Source organism: Peptoniphilus raoultii (genome assembly GCF_900099555.1).
Classification (GTDB): domain Bacteria; phylum Bacillota; class Clostridia; order Tissierellales; family Peptoniphilaceae; genus Peptoniphilus_A; species Peptoniphilus_A raoultii.
Map to the genome: position 1 here is coordinate 662,762 of NZ_FMWM01000002.1, position 18,358 is coordinate 681,119.

Annotated in this window: 11 protein-coding genes, 15 tRNA genes, 3 rRNA genes and 1 other RNA gene; all 30 read left to right on the plus strand. The window is 37.3% G+C overall.

What is annotated here, in order from left to right:
- Positions 1-22: 22 nt before the first annotated feature.
- The 30 genes from BQ4446_RS03170 to radA all read left to right on the plus strand — a co-directional run bounded on the left by BQ4446_RS03170 (position 23) and on the right by radA (position 18,330).
- Positions 23-925: an RluA family pseudouridine synthase gene (locus tag BQ4446_RS03170; RefSeq protein ID WP_071026600.1), complete on the plus strand. Its 903-nt coding sequence runs from the start codon at positions 23-25 to the stop codon at positions 923-925.
- A gap of 35 nt (positions 926-960) precedes the next feature.
- Positions 961-1,141: non-coding RNA, 6S RNA (gene ssrS / locus BQ4446_RS03175), on the plus strand.
- Positions 1,142-1,237: 96 nt separating this feature from the next.
- Positions 1,238-1,798, plus strand: coding sequence for a YtxH domain-containing protein (locus BQ4446_RS03180; RefSeq protein ID WP_071026602.1), 561 nt, complete (start codon positions 1,238-1,240; stop codon positions 1,796-1,798).
- A gap of 11 nt (positions 1,799-1,809) precedes the next feature.
- On the plus strand, positions 1,810-2,301 hold the full coding sequence (locus BQ4446_RS03185; protein ID WP_071026604.1) for a methyl-accepting chemotaxis domain-containing protein: 492 nt from the start codon (positions 1,810-1,812) through the stop codon (positions 2,299-2,301).
- A 104-nt stretch (positions 2,302-2,405) separates the two neighbouring features.
- A complete protein-coding gene (locus tag BQ4446_RS03190; RefSeq protein ID WP_071026606.1) occupies positions 2,406-3,299 on the plus strand; it encodes a diacylglycerol/lipid kinase family protein in 894 nt (297 codons plus the stop codon).
- A gap of 10 nt (positions 3,300-3,309) precedes the next feature.
- On the plus strand, positions 3,310-4,323 hold the full coding sequence (locus tag BQ4446_RS03195; protein ID WP_071026608.1) for a LacI family DNA-binding transcriptional regulator: 1,014 nt from the start codon (positions 3,310-3,312) through the stop codon (positions 4,321-4,323).
- Positions 4,320-4,883 carry a LuxR C-terminal-related transcriptional regulator gene (locus tag BQ4446_RS03200; protein ID WP_071026610.1) on the plus strand — a complete coding sequence of 188 codons (564 nt, stop codon included), beginning with the start codon at positions 4,320-4,322 and terminating at the stop codon, positions 4,881-4,883. The genes BQ4446_RS03195 and BQ4446_RS03200 overlap by 4 nt, the downstream gene beginning before the upstream one ends.
- Before the next feature lie 229 nt (positions 4,884-5,112).
- Positions 5,113-6,638 (plus strand): 16S ribosomal RNA (locus BQ4446_RS03205).
- Between the two features lie 153 nt (positions 6,639-6,791).
- A tRNA-Ala gene (locus tag BQ4446_RS03210) sits at positions 6,792-6,867 on the plus strand.
- Positions 6,868-6,994: 127 nt separating this feature from the next.
- Positions 6,995-9,847, plus strand: a 23S ribosomal RNA gene (locus BQ4446_RS03215).
- A gap of 29 nt (positions 9,848-9,876) precedes the next feature.
- Positions 9,877-9,993: ribosomal RNA gene (rrf, locus tag BQ4446_RS03220) — 5S ribosomal RNA — on the plus strand.
- Together the 16S, 23S and 5S rRNA genes with 15 tRNA genes alongside form the textbook arrangement of a ribosomal RNA operon.
- Positions 9,994-10,028: 35 nt before the next feature.
- A tRNA-Asn gene (locus BQ4446_RS03225) sits at positions 10,029-10,103 on the plus strand.
- Positions 10,104-10,108: 5 nt separating this feature from the next.
- Positions 10,109-10,197: transfer RNA gene (locus tag BQ4446_RS03230), tRNA-Leu, on the plus strand.
- 31 nt (positions 10,198-10,228) lie between these two features.
- Positions 10,229-10,305 (plus strand) — tRNA-Met (locus BQ4446_RS03235).
- A 149-nt stretch (positions 10,306-10,454) separates the two neighbouring features.
- Positions 10,455-10,531 (plus strand) — tRNA-Met (locus tag BQ4446_RS03240).
- Between the two features lie 13 nt (positions 10,532-10,544).
- A tRNA-Glu gene (locus BQ4446_RS03245) sits at positions 10,545-10,619 on the plus strand.
- A 10-nt stretch (positions 10,620-10,629) separates the two neighbouring features.
- Positions 10,630-10,705: transfer RNA gene (locus tag BQ4446_RS03250), tRNA-Val, on the plus strand.
- A 39-nt stretch (positions 10,706-10,744) separates the two neighbouring features.
- A tRNA-Asp gene (locus BQ4446_RS03255) sits at positions 10,745-10,821 on the plus strand.
- Between the two features lie 20 nt (positions 10,822-10,841).
- Positions 10,842-10,917, plus strand: a tRNA-Thr gene (locus BQ4446_RS03260).
- A gap of 14 nt (positions 10,918-10,931) precedes the next feature.
- Positions 10,932-11,017, plus strand: a tRNA-Tyr gene (locus BQ4446_RS03265).
- Between the two features lie 12 nt (positions 11,018-11,029).
- A tRNA-Gly gene (locus BQ4446_RS03270) sits at positions 11,030-11,103 on the plus strand.
- Positions 11,104-11,107: 4 nt separating this feature from the next.
- Positions 11,108-11,184: transfer RNA gene (locus BQ4446_RS03275), tRNA-Arg, on the plus strand.
- Positions 11,185-11,191: 7 nt separating this feature from the next.
- Positions 11,192-11,268: transfer RNA gene (locus tag BQ4446_RS03280), tRNA-Gln, on the plus strand.
- A 6-nt stretch (positions 11,269-11,274) separates the two neighbouring features.
- A tRNA-Lys gene (locus tag BQ4446_RS03285) sits at positions 11,275-11,350 on the plus strand.
- 5 nt (positions 11,351-11,355) lie between these two features.
- Positions 11,356-11,444, plus strand: a tRNA-Ser gene (locus tag BQ4446_RS03290).
- A 1,151-nt stretch (positions 11,445-12,595) separates the two neighbouring features.
- Positions 12,596-13,048 (plus strand): CtsR family transcriptional regulator, encoded by a 453-nt coding sequence (locus BQ4446_RS03300; protein ID WP_071026614.1) that lies wholly within the window; start codon positions 12,596-12,598, stop codon positions 13,046-13,048.
- A gap of 9 nt (positions 13,049-13,057) precedes the next feature.
- Positions 13,058-13,570 (plus strand): UvrB/UvrC motif-containing protein, encoded by a 513-nt coding sequence (locus BQ4446_RS03305; protein ID WP_071026617.1) that lies wholly within the window; start codon positions 13,058-13,060, stop codon positions 13,568-13,570.
- On the plus strand, positions 13,567-14,541 hold the full coding sequence (locus tag BQ4446_RS03310; RefSeq protein ID WP_071026619.1) for an ATP--guanido phosphotransferase: 975 nt from the start codon (positions 13,567-13,569) through the stop codon (positions 14,539-14,541). Before BQ4446_RS03305 ends, BQ4446_RS03310 begins: the two co-directional genes overlap by 4 nt.
- Entirely contained in the window at positions 14,541-16,988 is a 2,448-nt protein-coding gene (locus BQ4446_RS03315; protein ID WP_071026621.1) for an ATP-dependent Clp protease ATP-binding subunit, read from the plus strand. The genes BQ4446_RS03310 and BQ4446_RS03315 overlap by 1 nt, the downstream gene beginning before the upstream one ends.
- Positions 16,966-18,330 carry a DNA repair protein RadA gene (gene radA, locus BQ4446_RS03320; protein ID WP_071026623.1) on the plus strand — a complete coding sequence of 455 codons (1,365 nt, stop codon included), beginning with the start codon at positions 16,966-16,968 and terminating at the stop codon, positions 18,328-18,330. The genes BQ4446_RS03315 and radA overlap by 23 nt, the downstream gene beginning before the upstream one ends.
- Positions 18,331-18,358 lie beyond the last annotated feature (28 nt).

Here is an 18,358-nt window from a genome sequence, read left to right on the forward strand (position 1 = left end):
AACTAGCATTAGAGGGAAAAAAGTGGAAAAATTAAATCCTTATGAATTTTTAGAATTTATTGTAGATGTAGAAAAAATTAAATCTAGGGCATTTTTAGAAGGGCAAAATATTTCAGGAAGACTTATAAAAAGGGCCTGCCAAGATAATAATATTTTTGTAAATGGGGAGAGGACTTTTAAAAATACTGAAGTTAAAAGAGGGGACAGCCTTGCCATAAAATTTCCTGATGAAAATTTAAATGCTAGGGTCCAAAATTTTGACCTTGAAATTATATATGAAGATTTTGACTTAATAATAATTAATAAACCTCCCTTTATGGTGACTCATACGGCAAAGGATGATAGGGAGGATACTCTTTTAAATTATTTGGCTGGTTACTTTGAAAAGAATAAGATTAAAAGAAAGGTGAGATTTGTAAATCGCCTTGACAGAGACACTTCGGGCCTAATAATTGTAGCAAAAAATTCTTTTGCCCACGGCAATCTATCAAAAATTTTTCAAAGTGATAATATAATAAAAAAATACCTTGCCATAGTTCAGGGAAAATTTAAAATTAAAGAGGGAATAATTGAGAAGAAAATAGGTCTTTCGGAAGATGGCATAAGAAGAAAAATAGATGAAGAAAAAGGGAAATATGCAAAAACTTATTTTAAGTTAATTGATGAAAAAGATGATTTTTCTCTTGTGGAGCTTAGGCTTTTCACAGGAAGAACCCATCAAATCAGAGTTCATTTATCCTCAATCGGCCATCCAATTTTAGGGGATGGTCTTTATAATGAAATAAAAAAGGATGATCTCAGAATAAAAAGACTTCTTCTTCATTCTTATTATTTATCTTTTAAGCATCCTAGAACAGGCAAAATAATTGAGCTTGAGACAGAAATCCCCCATGACTTTTTGTCTTTCTTAGGGACAAAACATTGAAAATTTAAGGAAAGTATTGTATAATTTATTTACAGAAAAATCTGCGGTGTGCGTAATAGTTCCACTTAATTCAACCGACAAATCAGACACGGGAAACTGTGTTTAGAGTAATATGACAAGCCTCCATAGAGTGGAAGTCAGAAAGCTCTAATAAGTTACCCACCTTACTAACAGGGCGGGTCTGAATTAATGGGCAAACGGCATTGTGGATTTTTTATTTTTATGGACTGGGCATTGTTTTAGATATATAATTAATGGGTAAACATAAAAACAAGTAACCAATACTTAAATAAAAACAAAGGAGTAATGAAAATGGGATTATTTGATTATTTAGAAGAAAAAAAACGTGAAGCAATTAGAAGAAGACATTTAAGAGAAGCTTCAAAGATTTTAACAGGTGCAGCTTTTGGTTTATTGGGCGGAATTTTATTTGCACCACAAGAAGGAAAAAAAACTAGGGAAGACATTGTTAAAAAATCTAAAGACGTAGCTGACAATGCGGTTAGTGTTGCCAAAGATACAGCTGATACAATTCAATTTAAGGCCTATCAAGCTGGAGATCAAGTTAAGAAAACTTATACTGATCTAAGAGAACGCGTTGCAAATAAAAAAGAAGATCTTGAAGATGATGTTGAAGTTGCTAAGGCTAAAGCAAAAGCAATTGGTGAAATTGTAAAAGCTGGTGCTGAAGACCTTAAAGATGACGTTAAAAATACAAAAGATGAAGTAAAAGAAACAGCTAAAAATATTAAAGAAGACATAAAAGAAGGTGCAAAAGACATAAAAAAAGAAGCTGAAAAATCTAAGGAAGATGCAAAGGACACAGTAAAGGAAACAAAGGAAAAAGTAGAAAAAGAAGCAAAAAAGAATTAGGAGCTGATTAAATGAATAATATATTTACTCTGCATGATTTTTTGTCCTTACTTCTATATCTTGCAGGAATTTGCGTTTTAGTAGCCCTATTTTTAGTACTTTTAAATGTAGTTAAAATTCTTAAAAATGTAAAGGCACTTTTAGATTCTCACAAGAAAGAAATAGATTCAACAATAGAAAGTCTGCCGGGTCTAATGAATAATGTTACTGACATAAGTGCAAATGTTTCAAGCCTAACAGATGATGCAACTCAAATTGTAAAAGATGTTAAACCTGAAGTTAAAAAAGTTATGACTTGTGTTGGCAGCGTTTCAGACACTGTAAATGGAATTTCTAGGCAAGTTGACACAACATCTTTAAAGGTTACAAATACCCTTTCAGATGTTAGTGACGTTGTTTCCGACACAGCGAAAACAATTTCTTTAAATGTAGACAACGTAATAGATTACTTTTATATTTTAAAGGAACTTGTTCTAACAATTAGAGATGTAATGTTAAAATAAATTTACAAATCAAAGCAAGCATTGAGCTTGCTTTTTTTATTGTCCAAGCTTTAATTTAAGGGATTATTATAGTATAATACTTATAAATTTACTTGGAGGCTAAAATGAAAAAGGTTAAAATTATTGCAAACCCAATTTCAGGCAGAGAAACTGCCCTATTAAAAGTCACTCACCTTGTAAAATTATTGAGCAAAGATGAAACCGAAATCCTTTTGAACTTCACTCATGAAGAGGGCGATGCAAGAAGATTTGCCCAAAAAGAAGATAATGAAGATTTAGTTGTTTGCTGCGGAGGAGATGGAACAGTAAATGAAGTTGTGAACGGCCTTTATAGGTCTGAAAGAAAAAAGCCCATGGCAATTTTGCAGTGCGGAACTGTTAATGACTTTGCAAATTCTTTAAAACTCCCAGCAGACGTTAAAGAATTTTACAAGATGATTAAAAAAATGAATACTAAGGATATAGATATTGGTCTTGCAGGCGACAGGTGTTTTATAAATGTTGCTGCAGGAGGATTTTTAACAGACATTGCCTATACAACAAGAGAAGAAAATAAGGCAGTCTTAGGATCTATTGCCTATTATATTGAAGGAGCCAAAGAAATTTTAAGGGGAAAAGCCTTTAAAAGCGAAAGCCTAATTGATGTAAATATTAAAAGTGATGAGAGAAGTGGGGATGAAAAAATTTCCATGTTTATTATAGCTAACTCACCATCAGTTGGAGGCTTTAAAAATATGGCACCCGAAGCAGAAGTAACTGATGGCTATCTTGATATAATTTTAATAAAAGCCTTAGAAGTAATAGACCTTCCAGAATTAGTAAGTTCACTATTTAACGGGAACCATCTTGATCACAAAAAAGTCATTTACTTAAAAACTAAGGATATAGAAATAAATTGTAAGGAAGATGTGGCGGTGGATCTTGATGGAGAAAAGGCAGGAAACCTGCCAATGAGATTTAAAGTGCAAGAAGGTGCTTTGACAATAGTTTTAAAGTAAGGAGGAGCAAATGGCATCTACTATAAAAGATGTAGCAAAAATGGCAGATGTGTCAATATCAACTGTATCAAGAGTTATTAACGACTCAAAACCCGTAAGCCCTGAGGCAAGAAGGAGAGTATTATACGCAATTGAAGCCCTTGACTATAAACCAAATGAAGTTGCAAGGAGCTTAGTAACAAAAAAGTCAAATTTAATAGGAGTAATAGTTGAAGATATAGGGTCAAATTTTATAAGCCAAATCCTAAGAGGGGTAGAAGAAGTTGGGAAGATGTATAATTACGACATTCTTTTGTCATCATCTTATGGAAATCCAGACACTGAACTTAATTTTGCTAACCTGCTTGCACAAAAACAAGTAGAAGGCATCATAGTTATATCAAATCAACAAAATCCAAAACTTGAATATAGACTTGAAGAGGCAAAAATCCCCTATGTCCTAATAAATAATTTTTATGAAATAGGATCCTTTAAGGCAGGCATAGACTTTGAAAAAGTATCCTTTGATATGACGGAATACTTAATTAAAAAAGGACATAAAAATATAGCTTCCTTTGCCATAAAGAAAGACATTGATAGAACAGTGGAAAGATTTAAGGTTAGAGGATATGAAAAGGCCATGGAAGAGCATAATTTAAAGAAAGTTTCACTTTTTACAGACTCCCTAAATCCCAAAGATCTTGAAAAGAATAGAAAAGAAATTATAGAAACTATAAAAAGAGAAAAAATCACAGCTGTATTTTCAAGCTATGACACAATGGCAATAAACTTAATAAATCTTTTATTAGACGAAGGCTTTAAAACACCCGAGGATATATCTGTGACAGGCTTTGGGGGCGAATATATCTCAAGCGTTTACAGACCAAGACTTACAACAGTAAAGATGCCCTATTATGATATTGGAGCCATTTCAATTAGAAAAATGCTTAAGACAATATCAAATAAAGAAAGCGAAATCGAAGAAGAGAAAGTAATTTTGCCAATAAGAATTCTTGAAAGAGAAAGTGTAAAAGCCCTTAAATGAAAAAAATCATTGGACTGTTTATAGAAGAATATTTAATAAGAATGGGTCTCGAAAAAGCCTTGGAAGAAGAATACAAAATAGTTTTAATAGATAACAATATAGCCTTAGAAGAAAAAAAACTAGATCTTCTTATATTTAATAAGAAAATTTCAGAAAATAACTTGAAAAAAATGTATTTTTCCACTAATAATACTTACCTTATAGATTATAGCATTTCACAAATAAGCTCAACAATAAAAAAAGATGAACTTTTAGAAGCTGTAGAAAAAAGCCTAGCGGGTCAAATTTATGAAGAAAAAAAGATAAGGGAAGAAAAGAAAAAAGACCAAAAAATACTAGAAGAATATAAGGGCTTAAATAACAGACAAAAAAAATTAATTAAATCTTTACTTGCAGAAAAAACAAATAAAGAAATAGCTAGAGAATTTTACTTAAGCGAAAAAACCATTAAAAATGCCCTAACAGAAGTCTATTTAAAAATGAATATTAGTGGGAGAAAAGAATTACAAAAAAATTGTAAAAATTTATTGACATTAGATTTAATCGATGTTATTATATAGAAGTTGCAGGTTAAGAGCCTTGCAAGAAATATCTCAAAAAATTTTAAAAAAAAGTTCAAAAAAAACTTGACAATAAAATCTACGGGATATATAATAAACAAGCTACTAAAAAGTAGCGAAGAAAAATGATAATTAAATAGTGTAAGAATAGAATCACAAAAGCAGTTATCGAGAGATAACAAAGAAACCAGAATTCGTAATCAGAAATGATTTTTGAGTTAGACAAATTATAATTGAGAGTTTGATCCTGGCTCAGGACGAACGCTGGCGGCGCGCTTAACACATGCAAGTCGAGCGATGAAGATTTGACAGAAGCCTTCGGGCAGAAGACGAATTGGATTAGCGGCGGACGGGTGAGTAACACGTGAGTAACCTGCCTTTTACACAGGGATAGCCTCGGGAAACTGGGATTAAAACCTGATGAAACTTTCATATCGCATGATAAAGGAAGTTAAAACTCCGGTGGTAAAAGATGGACTCGCGTCCCATTAGCTAGTTGGTGAGGGTAACGGCCCACCAAGGCAACGATGGGTAGCCGGCCTGAGAGGGTGAACGGCCACATTGGAACTGAGAGACGGTCCAAACTCCTACGGGAGGCAGCAGTGGGGAATATTGCACAATGGGGGAAACCCTGATGCAGCGACGCCGCGTGAACGAAGAAGGCCTTCGGGTCGTAAAGTTCTTTTATATGGGAAGATAATGACGGTACCATAAGAAAAAGCCCCGGCTAACTACGTGCCAGCAGCCGCGGTAATACGTAGGGGGCTAGCGTTGTCCGGAATCACTGGGCGTAAAGGGTTCGCAGGCGGCAATGCAAGTCAGATGTAAAAGGCGGAGGCTCAACCTCCGTAAGCATCTGAAACTGTATAGCTTGAGAAGTGTAGAGGCAAGTGGAATTTTTAGTGTAGCGGTGAAATGCGTAGATATTAAAAAGAATACCGGTGGCGAAGGCGACTTGCTGGGCACATTCTGACGCTGAGGAACGAAAGCGTGGGGAGCAAACAGGATTAGATACCCTGGTAGTCCACGCTGTAAACGATGAGTGCTAGGTGTCGGTAGAAATCGGTGCCGCAGTTAACACAATAAGCACTCCGCCTGGGGAGTACGTGCGCAAGCATGAAACTCAAAGGAATTGACGGGGACCCGCACAAGCAGCGGAGCATGTGGTTTAATTCGAAGCAACGCGAAGAACCTTACCAGGGCTTGACATATTGAGGACAGTATTAGAGATAATACCTCTTCTTCGGAAGCCTTAAAACAGGTGGTGCATGGTTGTCGTCAGCTCGTGTCGTGAGATGTTGGGTTAAGTCCCGCAACGAGCGCAACCCCTACCTTTAGTTACCAGCAGTAAGATGGGGACTCTAAAGGGACTGCCGATGATAAATCGGAGGAAGGTGGGGATGACGTCAAATCATCATGCCCTATATGCCCTGGGCTACACACGTGCTACAATGGCTGTAACAAAGAGAAGCGAAATCGCAAGGTGAAGCAAACCTCAAAAAGACAGTCTCAGTTCGGATTGTTCTCTGCAACCCGAGAACATGAAGTCGGAGTTGCTAGTAATCGCAGATCAGAATGCTGCGGTGAATGCGTTCCCGGGTCTTGTACACACCGCCCGTCACACCATGGGAGCTTGTAATACCCGAAGCCTGTGAGCTAACCGCAAGGGAGCAGCAGTCGAAGGTAGGATAAGTGACTGGGGTGAAGTCGTAACAAGGTAGCCGTATCGGAAGGTGCGGCTGGATCACCTCCTTTCTAAGGAGAAAACCGAAACCAGATAGGATCTACGGATTCTATCTGGGAAGGAAAATCACATTATTCTTACACTATTAATTATATTTTCTAATGTACTAATACAAAACAATAATTTATAAGCCACAATCCATTAAATAATTATTAAATTATTATGGGGGTGTAGCTCAGTTGGGAGAGCACCTGCCTTGCAAGCAGGGGGTCAGGAGTTCGAATCTCCTCATCTCCACCATCGATCAAATTATTTGATTGATATATGGTCTAGTTTAGACCGTGAACCATAACAACTAAAAACTAAAAACAAATTTCTAAAAAACAATAAACACTGGAAAATAAACAGAAACAGTTTATTAAACAAAGGTCAAGTTAAAAAGAGCACTAGGTGGATGCCTAGGCACCAAGAGGCGAAGAAGGACGTGACAAGCTGCGAAAAGCTGCGATTAGGAGCAAATATCCCGAAAGTCGCAGATCTCCGAATGGGGAAACCCTTCCGAAAGGAAATCATTAAGTAAATCCATAGCTTAATGAAGCGAACCAGGGGAACTGAAACATCTAAGTACCCTGAGGAAAAGAAAGAAACCTCGATTCCCAAAGTAGCGGCGAGCGAAATGGGACCAGCCCGACCGTACAGACGATCTAAATACTTAGCCGAACAATTTGGGAAAATTGTCCAAAGAAGGTAAAAGACCCGTAGGCGAAAAGGAAGAAAGATCAGTACAAAAGACTACCACGAGACACGAGAAACCTTGTGGGAACATGGGGGGACCGCCCCCTAAGGCTAAATACTCCTTGGTGACCGATAGCGAACAAGTACCGTGAGGGAAAGGTGAAAAGAACCCCGAGAGGGGAGTGAAAAAGAATCTGAAACCTAGTGTTTACAAGCAGCGAAAATGGCACAAGCCATGATCGTGTACTTTTTGTAGAACGGGCCAGCGAGTTATGGTAAGAGGCAAGATTAATCTCTAAAGGAGAGGAGTCGCAGGGAAACCGAGTCTTAAAAGGGCGGAAGTCACTTGCCATAGACCCGAAACCGTGTGATCTATCCATGGGCAGAGTGAAGTTGAAGTAAAATTCAATGGAGGCTCGAACCGGGTAGCGTTTAAAAGCTATCGGATGACCTGTGGATAGGGGTGAAAAGCCAAACGAACACGGAGATAGCTGGTTCTCCTCGAAATAGCTTTAGGGCTAGCCTCTAGGGGCGTGTGAAGGAGGTAGAGCACTGATTGGTCAAGGGGCATGCATATGTTACCGAGACCTATCAAACTCCGAATGCCGAGACACAACCTAGGGAGTCAGACTATGTGGGATGAGCTTCATAGTCGAAAGGGAAACAGCCCAGACCATCAGCTAAGGTCCCAAAATAATAGTTAAGTGGGAAAGGAAGTAGAATTACTGAGACAACTAGGATGTTGGCTTAGAAGCAGCCATACATTCAAAGAGTGCGTAATAGCTCACTAGTCAAGTGATTCTGCGCCGAAGATAACCGGGGCTAAACTATATACCGAAGCTATGGAATTGAAAAATTGGTAGAGGAGCAATGTATAAAAGAAGAAGCATAAGACGCAAGTCAATGTAGATGATATACAAGAGAGAATGCTGGCATGAGTAGCGAGAGGTGAGCGAGAATCTCACCCGTCGAAAACCTAAGGATTCCTGAGCAAGGCTCGTCCACTCAGGGTAAGTCGGGACCTAAGGCGAGGCTGAAAAGCGTAGTCGATGGACAACAGGTGGAAATTCCTGTACCGATATGAATCGATTGAAATAAGTGGGGACACAGGAGGATAGTAGTAGCGCCCAGTTGGTGAGGCGTGCAAATGCAAAGTCTGGTAAATAGGCAAATCCGTTTACCGAAAAAGGTGAAGCATGATGCAGATCGAAAACAAGTAGAGAAAGATACGAATCCACACTGTCAAGAAAAGCCGCGTATTAGAGACATATCGCCCGTACCGCAAACCGACACAGGTAGGAAAGGAGAGAATCCTAAGACGAGCGGAAAAACCTTTGTTAAGGAACTCGGCAAAATGACCCCGTAACTTCGGGAGAAGGGGAGCCCCTGTAAAAGGGGGCCGCAGTGAAAAGGCCCAAGCGACTGTTTACCAAAAACACAAGTTTCTGCCAAGTCGAAAGACGAAGTATAGGAGCTGACACCTGCCCGGTGCTGGAAGGTTAAGGGAAAAAGTTAGCGTAAGCGAAGCTTAGAACTGAAGCCCCAGTAAACGGCGGCCGTAACTATAACGGTCCTAAGGTAGCGAAATTCCTTGTCGGGTAAGTTCCGACCCGCACGAAAGGTGTAACGATTTGGGCACTGTCTCAACAAAGGATCCGGTGAAATTGTAGTAGCGGTAAAGATGCCGCTTACCCACGACAGGACGGAAAGACCCCGTGGAGCTTTACTGTAGGCTGAGATTGGATTTTGGGATCAAATGTACAGGATAGGTGGGAGGCAAAGAAACATGTACGCCAGTATATGCGGAGCCGACCTTGGGATACCACTCTTTTGATACTAGAATTCTAACCTAACCCCATGAATCTGGGGAAGGGACACTCTCAGTTGGACAGTTTGACTGGGGCGGTCGCCTCCAAAAGAGTAACGGAGGCGTTCAAAGGTTCCCTCAGCACGGACGGAAATCGTGCAAAGAGTATAAAGGCAGAAGGGAGCTTAACTGCGAGACCAACAAGTCGAGCAGATGCGAAAGCAGGACTTAGTGATCCGGTGGTACCGAGTGGAAGGGCCATCGCTCAACGGATAAAAGCTACCCCGGGGATAACAGGCTTATCTCCCCCAAGAGTCCACATCGACGGGGAGGTTTGGCACCTCGATGTCGGCTCGTCTCATCCTGGGGCTGAAGTAGGTCCCAAGGGTTGGGCTGTTCGCCCATTAAAGAGGCACGCGAGCTGGGTTCAGAACGTCGCGAGACAGTTCGGTCCCTATCCGTCGTGGGCGTAGGAAATTTGAGAGGAGCTGTCCTTAGTACGAGAGGACCGGGATGGACAAACCTCTGGTGCACCAGTTGTCATGCCAATGGCACAGCTGGGAAGCTAAGTTTGGAAGGGATAAGAGCTGAAAGCATCTAAGCACGAAGCCCCCCTCGAGATGAGATTTCCCTCAGAAATGATAAGACCCCTTGAAGAAAATGAGGTAGATAGGCTCAAGGTGTAAGAGTAGCAATACTTTAAGCTAGCGAGTACTAATAGGTCGAAGACTTGACCAAAGAAGAAAAGTTTTTAGTTTTTAAGTTTATCCGGTGAGAATAGGAAGATGGACACACCTGTAACCATACCGAACACAGAAGTTAAGCATCTATCCGCTGATGGTACTTGGTTGGCAACGACCTGGGAGAGTAAGTTATTGCCGGTTTACTAGATAGTAATTAATTTTACTATCTATAATATGCTTAGGTAGCTCAACGGTGGAGCACTCGGCTGTTAACCGATAGGCTGTGGGTTCGAATCCCACCCTGAGCGCCATATATGCCGGGGTGGCGGAACTGGCAGACGCACAGGACTTAAAATCCTGCGGTGGTAAAACACCGTATCGGTTCGATTCCGATTCTCGGCACCATAGTTTTTCTTTAGTAGCACGAGCATATTGACGCGGGATGGAGCAGTCCGGTAGCTCGTCGGGCTCATAACCCGAAGGTCGTAGGTTCAAATCCTACTCCCGCTACCAAAAAAAAAGGAATAGATTAATTCTATTTTAATAAGTAGGCGGAAACTTTTCTTAATTTTAAGTTTTGTTTCTTCTCCTGCCTATTAATAAAAGATATGTAGGTAGCGTGTACTGATCTTTTAGATTGGTAAAACCACTGTTTATTATATGGCGGCGTAGCTCAGTTGGCTAGAGCATGTGGTTCATACCCGCAGTGTCAGGAGTTCAAATCTCTTCGCCGCTACCAAATAAAATTATAAGGCCCTGTGGTCAAGCGGTTAAGACACCACCCTTTCACGGTGGTATCCCGAGTTCGATTCTCGGCAGGGTCACCATTTTTAATATGGACGCATAGCTCAGTTGGGAGAGCATCTGCCTTACAAGCAGGGGGTCATAGGTTCGAGCCCTATTGTGTCCACCATAATTTATAATCACTTATGTTTTCATAGGTGATTTATGTGGCCCGGTAGTTCAGTTGGTTAGAATGCCAGCCTGTCACGCTGGAGGTCGTCGGTTCGAGCCCGATCCGGGTCGCCACTAAAATATAGGGTTTGTGTGCTGGTGTAGCTCAATTGGTAGAGCAACTGACTTGTAATCAGTAGGTTGGGGGTTCAAGTCCTCTCACCAGCTCCATTATAAGTTTATAGGGAGGAGTTCCCGAGTTGGCCAAAGGGGACGGACTGTAAATCCGTTAGCTTAGCTTTCAGTGGTTCAAATCCACTCTCCTCCACCATTTATTTTTTGTGCGGGTGTAGCTCAGTGGTAGAGCCCCAGCCTTCCAAGCTGGTTGCGAGGGTCCGATTCCCTTCACCCGCTCCAGAATGCACCTATAGCTCAGTAGGATAGAGCAACGGACTTCTAATCCGTGTGCCGGGGGTTCGAATCCTCCTAGGTGCGCCATAAGTAGTGGGGTGTAGCCAAGTCGGTAAGGCACCAGACTTTGACTCTGGCATTTCGTAGGTTCGAGTCCTGCCACCCCAGCCATAGTATGACCCATTAGCTCAGCCGGCAGAGCACTTGACTTTTAATCAAGGTGTCGCGCGTTCGAATCGCGCATGGGTCACCATTTTTGGAGAGGTACCGAAGCGGTCATAACGGGGCGGTCTTGAAAACCGTTAGGGTGCAAGCCCACGTGGGTTCGAATCCCACCTTCTCCGCCAAATTCAAGGTTTATTATCATAAAATTCGATTGCGATTTACATATATGATAATTAGCCTTTTTTTGTTGGATATATGTCAAATATTGAGGAGACCCAATAAAATCGAGTCTCTCTTTTACTGTAAAAATCAATAAAAACACGCAAATATAAGTCTAAACTTTAAATAAAATCTTATGTTTTAGAGCATAGCAAAAAAAACCTAAGGTTTTTTGGAAATTTTCCCGTTTTCCCAATTGCCATTTACAACAAAGCATAATTCGCTTTTAAATCTTTCAAAATTTTCGTACCAAAAGAATTTCTTTTTAAAGTCTTTATCTTGGTATGAGTTCCTTCAAATAACTTTTTCGATTTTTTTAAGAAGATCTTTAGTGTTAACAAGAGTTAAATGCAGGTCATTATATTTACCCATGCTAATAGGGGTCTGCATTTGCGGATACTAGAATATTTTTTTGCAAATACAATTTTTCTTTTCTTTAATAAGAAAAATTTGCCAAATGAAATTATTAAAAAAAATTTTAAGGAAGTGCTAATCTTTTCAATATTAGCTTCATTTTTAGGAAAGTTATTTGGAATTATTATCTTTAAAATATTAGAACCATTTGCGAAAGCATAATAAATAGCAGTTATATAAAATAGCTTTCTTTAATTAATTGAAAAAAATATAAAATCTTATTTGATCAGTCACAATCTTATTTGTGCTGCTTTTTTACTGTTAAAATGCACTTTAATATTTTTTGTTTTAGAAATATCATGTTACAATTATTAAACTATTTAAATTTTGAATGGTTTAATAGTTTAATAATTAAATTCCTAGAAAGAATCAACTAAGCCTTTTTAAGGATTCTATCGGATAGTGAGCTGCAAATATCTTGCAACTTTAGAAATTAACTATTTACAAAAAAGAGCTGGTGTTGTATACTTAAAATGATAGTTTTTTGTAAGTCAAATGTCAAAGATGGTAAAAAATGATTCATTCATTTTTTGTAAGTAAATAACTTTACTTATTATTAAGAAATCTTAATTTTTAAGTTATTAATATTGTAGAAGTTTTTAAGGAATAAAAATTATAGATATATACTTTTAAAGTTATTGATATTACAGAAGTTTTTATTATAGTTTAATAGTATTAGTTGATATAAAGGAGTGGTATCTTGGCAAAGTTATCTAATTCCATAGAGGAATTTTTAAATGAATTAATTGAAGAAGCTAATGGTGCCCTTGAAATCCAAAGATCAAAAATTTCTGATCATTTTAATTGTGCACCCAGTCAAATTAATTATGTTTTGACTACGAGATTTACTCCCTACAAGGGTTATTATGTTGAATCAAGACGTGGGGGCGGGGGTTTTATTCGGATTGTTAAGGTTCAGTTTCAAGACGAAGAAAAATCCTATGATCTTTTTAAAGAATTTATTGGTGATTCTATTACTAAAGATAAGGGAGATTTGTTATTAGAAGAGTTATATAAAAGAAATAGGATATCTTACAGGGAAAGGGAAATTATTCGTGTTGCTCTTTCTGATAGGGCCCTTGCTGGAAGTTCTGACAAGAATGCTTTGAGGGCTCATATTTTAAAAAATATTTTGCTGGTTATCCTATCATAGGAGGTTATTATGCTGTGTGATAATTGTAAGGAAAGAGAATCTGTTATCTCTTATACTATGATTAATGATGATAAAATTGAAGAAGTGCATCTGTGTGAGCTTTGTGCTACAAAAAAGTTAAAGATGGATTTTACAAATTATCAAGGCTTTTTGCCTCAAATTGAAGAATTTTTAAAAAATATTTTTGCTTTTACTAGTGATAATGCAGGGGAAGAAAATAATGAATTTACAAGCATATGCCCAAATTGCGGCACAAGTCTTTTAGATTTTAAGAAGTCAGGAAAGGTTGGCTGCCCAAAATGTTACAGTGCTTTTAAAAAAGAACTTAAAAATTATCTTTTGGCTATAAATCCAAAGCCTATCCATGTTGGGAAGATTCCAGAAAACTCTTCTTCCAACTTTTCAAAGCAAAGGGAGATAAGACTTTTGAGGGAAAAGCTTAGGGAGGCAGTTAATTATGAAGAATATGAAGAGGCCGCAAAGCTAAGGGATAAAATCAAGGCTTTAGAGGAGAATAGATGAGTATATTAATAAAATCTGGGGTTAAGCTTTTAAGAAATATTGAAGGTTATAACTTTATGCCTAAATTAAATGAAGTTGATGCCTTGGATATAGTTAATTTATTAGAAGGAAAAATTTTACAGTTAGGATATGAAAGATTTGATGTTTTAAGGATGTCTCAACTGGAAAAGCTAAAATATATTGAAAGGGAAATTTTAAGTACCTCTTTTTTAAATAACAATATTTCTGCTTACTATAAAAAGAAAGACTATACTGATATTTTAGTAAATGACACTGATCATCTTGTTATTTCAAAGTCATCTAGAAAAAAAGACTTGGAAAGTCTATATAAAATGTGCTTCGAAGTGGAAGATGCCCTGTCAAAGGAAGTTTCCTTTGCCTTTGATAGTGAGCTGGGCTATCTGACTACAAGGCCAATAAATGCAGGTACAGGCCTAATAATAAGTCATAAGCTGCACTTGCCGGCTCTTAGTTTTTATGGCATCGATTCAATTTCCAAGTCCCTTTTAAGGCTTGGCTATAATTTAAATGCCTATAGGGATTCAAAGGGCAAAATTTTAGGGGCCATGTATTCTTTATTTTTTGAAACAACAATTGGCTATAGCGAAGATTCTTATATAAAAAAAATGAACACCATAGTTAAGGAAATAATTTCTATGGAAAATGAGGCACAAAAAAAATTATATTTAGATTCAATTATTACTCTTGAGGATATGGTAAATAGATCTCTTGGAGTTTTAAGAAATGCAAGAGTTTTATCTGAAGAGGAAATGATGAACTGTATGAGCAATATTGATTTAGGAATAAAATTATCCATTTTAAAGGCAAATAGGGATTTTGACTTTTATGATGAAATGATGAAGCTGAGAAATGGATATTTACAATATGAAAGAGGGTCAATTTTAGACTTAAAGAGCCGTAATATTTTAAGGGCAAATAAGTCAAGAGCCCTTATGAAGGAGGTATTTTAATGAGTATGTTTGGAAGATTTTCAGAAAAAGCACAGAGGGCAATCCTTTTTGCACAATCTGAAGCAAGGGAACAAAGACATTCATATATTGGATCAGAGCATATTCTTTTGGGGATAATAAAGGAAGGAACGGATTTTGGGGCCCAAATTCTTTCAAAACTTGGCATAGATTATGATAAGGCAAAAAGGGCAACTCTTGACATTGTATCTCAAGGGGAAGGCCCGCTTGTTTCTTCTCTAGCCTACACTCCAAGGACAAAGAGAATTTTTGATCTTTCCTTTGAAGTTGCAAGAGAACTTGGCAACAGATATGTTGGAACAGAACATCTTTTGCTGGGACTTTTAAGAGAGGGTCAAGGAGTAGCAATTTTAGTTTTAAAAAGACTTGGAATTGATATTTTAAATTTAGAAAATGACATTATAAATAGTATAGATGAATATGAAGAAGATGAGGACGAAGAAGCTCCTTCAACAGAAAGTCTTGACAAGTTCACCATAGATTTAAATAAAAAAGCTGAGGAGGGGAAAATTGACCCCATTATTGGAAGAGATAAGGAAATAAAAAGAGTTATACAAGTTCTTTCCAGAAGGACCAAAAATAATCCTGTTTTAATTGGAGAACCGGGCGTTGGCAAAACGGCTATTGCAGAAGGTCTTGCCCTAAAAATTTATGAAGGGGAAGTTCCTGAAATAATGCTAAATAAAAGAATTGTAACCCTTGATGTGTCATCACTTATTGCTGGATCAAAATATAGGGGGGACTTTGAAGAAAGACTTAAAAATGTTATCAAGGAAGTCCAAAAAAATAAAAGTATAATAATTTTTATAGATGAAATGCACGTAATTATTGGAGCAGGAGCTGCAGAAGGGGCAATGGACGCATCAAATATTTTGAAACCAATGCTTAGCCGAGGCAGCCTTCAAATAATTGGAGCAACAACAATAAATGAATATAGAAAACATATTGAAAAGGATCCGGCCTTTGAAAGAAGACTTATGCCAATTATGGTTGACGAGCCTTCAGTGGATGATTCCATAAAAATTCTTATGGGCATAAAGGATAAGTATGAATCCCACCATAATGTGATTATAAATCGTGACTCAGTAGAAGCTGCCGTAAAACTTTCTGACAGATATTTAAATGATAGATTTTTGCCAGATAAGGCAATAGATTTAATTGATGAAGCTGCATCAAAACTTAAAATTGAAAATTATAAGGCTCCACAATTTGAAAAAGATTATAAGAAAAAATTAAAAGATGTGGAAGATGAAAAAAATGAAGCCATAAAAAATCAAGACTTTGAGCTTGCCGCATCTTTAAGGGATAAGGAAAAATCACTAGAAAAAGAATTAAAGGAAAAATCTGAAGACTATAAGAAAAATAAATCTAAAAAAAGAGTGACACCTGCCCTTATTGCAAAAATTGTATCAGAATGGTCAAAAGTTCCTGTAACAGATTTAACTGTTAAGGAAACGGAAAAATTAAAATCCCTTGAAGGCAATTTAAAGGCCAAGGTCAAGGGACAAGACGAAGCAATTGTTGCAATTTCAAAGGCAGTTAAAAGAGCAAGGATTGGTCTGAAAAATCCAAACAAACCAATTGGCTCCTTTATCTTTGTTGGGCCAACGGGAGTAGGCAAAACTTATCTTGCCAAATCTCTCGCAGAAGAACTTTTCCAAAGCCCTGACAATATGATAAGGATTGATATGTCAGAATATATGGAAAAACATACTGTTTCAAGGCTTGTTGGTTCTCCACCAGGATATGTTGGTTACGATGAAGGAGGTCAGCTAACAGAAGCTGTAAGGACAAAACCCTATAGCGTAATTTTATTTGACGAAATTGAAAAGGCCCATCCCGATGTCTTTAATATTCTTTTGCAAATTCTTGATGAGGGAAGGCTTACTGATGCCCAAGGCAGAACTGTTAATTTTAAGGACACAGTAATAATTATGACATCAAATATTGGGGCATCAAGACTTGTAAAAAATAATACCCTTGGCTTTGCTATGAATAAGGAAGAAGAAAAGAAAAATGAATACGATAAGATGAAGGATATTATTTGGCAAGAACTGAAAAACACCTTTAGGCCAGAATTTTTAAATAGAATCGATGAGGTTATTGTCTTTAAGGAGCTTGGCAAAGAAGAAATCAAAAAAATTGTAAGACTTCAGCTTAAAGACTTTAATGAAAGACTTAAGGAAATGGGAATAAGTGCCTTATTTACTGATGATCTTATTGATTATCTTGTGACCAAAGGCTATGACAAAAATTATGGGGCAAGGCCACTTGAAAGGACAATTAGAAATCTTTTGGAAGATGAAATTGCCGATAAATTTTTGGAAGAAGAAATTAAAAAAAGTAATTTAATAAAAATTGATTATAAGGATGCCATATCTTTTGAAAAAATAGAAGAACTAGAAAATGAAAAAGCAAATAGTATATAAGTGTAAAAAATGCGGATATATTTCCCAAGGCTTTTTTGGCAAATGTCCAAACTGTGAGGCCTGGAATAGCCTTGAAGAAATAGAAAAGGAAAATGAAAAAAAAGAGGGGACTAAGGCTTTGAAAGAAGCCTTGGTCCTAAATAAAGTTGACGCCAAAGAATCATCAAGAGTTTTAACAGATATGGAAGAATTTAATAGGGTTATGGGCGGCGGAATTGTTAGAGATTCAATTTCAATTTTAACGGCAAAGCCAGGTGCCGGAAAGTCAACACTTCTCCTTCAAGTTGCAAATGACCTTGCAAAAAAAGGCCATAAAGTTTTATATGCCTCAGGAGAAGAATCAGAATCTCAAATCAAAAGAAGGGCAGAGAGGATTTTAGACGAAACTTCAAAAAATATTTGGGTTCAATCAACAACATTTTTGGATGACGTTATCTCTCAAATAAAAAAAATAAATCCCGACTTCATAATCATTGACTCCATTCAAACTTTTGTATTAAGAGAATTTACATCAAGGCCAGGAACACCAACTCAAACAATGGAATGTGCCCATAAAATGCTTGATATTGCAAAAAACACAGAAAAACCGAGAATGGTTTTTTTAGTTGGCCAGATGACAAAGGATGATGAGCTCGCAGGAGTTAGAGCTCTTGAACATTTAGTAGACACAGTTTTAATTATTGAAGGCGAATCCCAAGAGGAATTAAGATCACTTATGGCAACAAAAAATAGGTATGGATCTACGGGAGAAATGGGATTTTTTACCATGACTGAAAATGGAATTAAATCTCTTGACAATCCATCCCTATATTTTATGACTTTAAGAGAAGAAGAAAACCAAGTTTCAGGCTCTTCACTTTCAGTTATAAGAGAAGGAACAAGGCCCATAATTTTAGAAACAGAAGCCTTGACATCAAAATCATTTATGCCCTATCCGTCAAGAACTTGTGAATGTATGGGCAGGGAACATTTGAATACCCTAATTTCAATTTTAGAAGAGAGGGCAAAAATAAGGCTTATGGATAAAAATGTTGTTATAAAAACAACGGGAGGCATAAAATTAAAAGACCAAGCTGCAAATCTTTCAGTTATGATGAGCATAGTTTCATCAAAAATGAATAGACCCATAGGAAATGACTGTCTATTTATAGCGGACGTTGGTCTTACAGGAGAACTAAAAAATATTCCATCTCTAGAACTTAGACTAAGAGAAGCAGCAAGAATGGGCTTTAAAAAAGCCTATGTAGCAAATGTAAGAACACTTAAAACAGATAAATTTGATGATTTAAAAGTAATAAAGAAAAACCATATAGCAGATGTTATAGACGAAGTTTTTTCATAAAAAAGGGAAGCCCGAAAAGCTTCCTTTT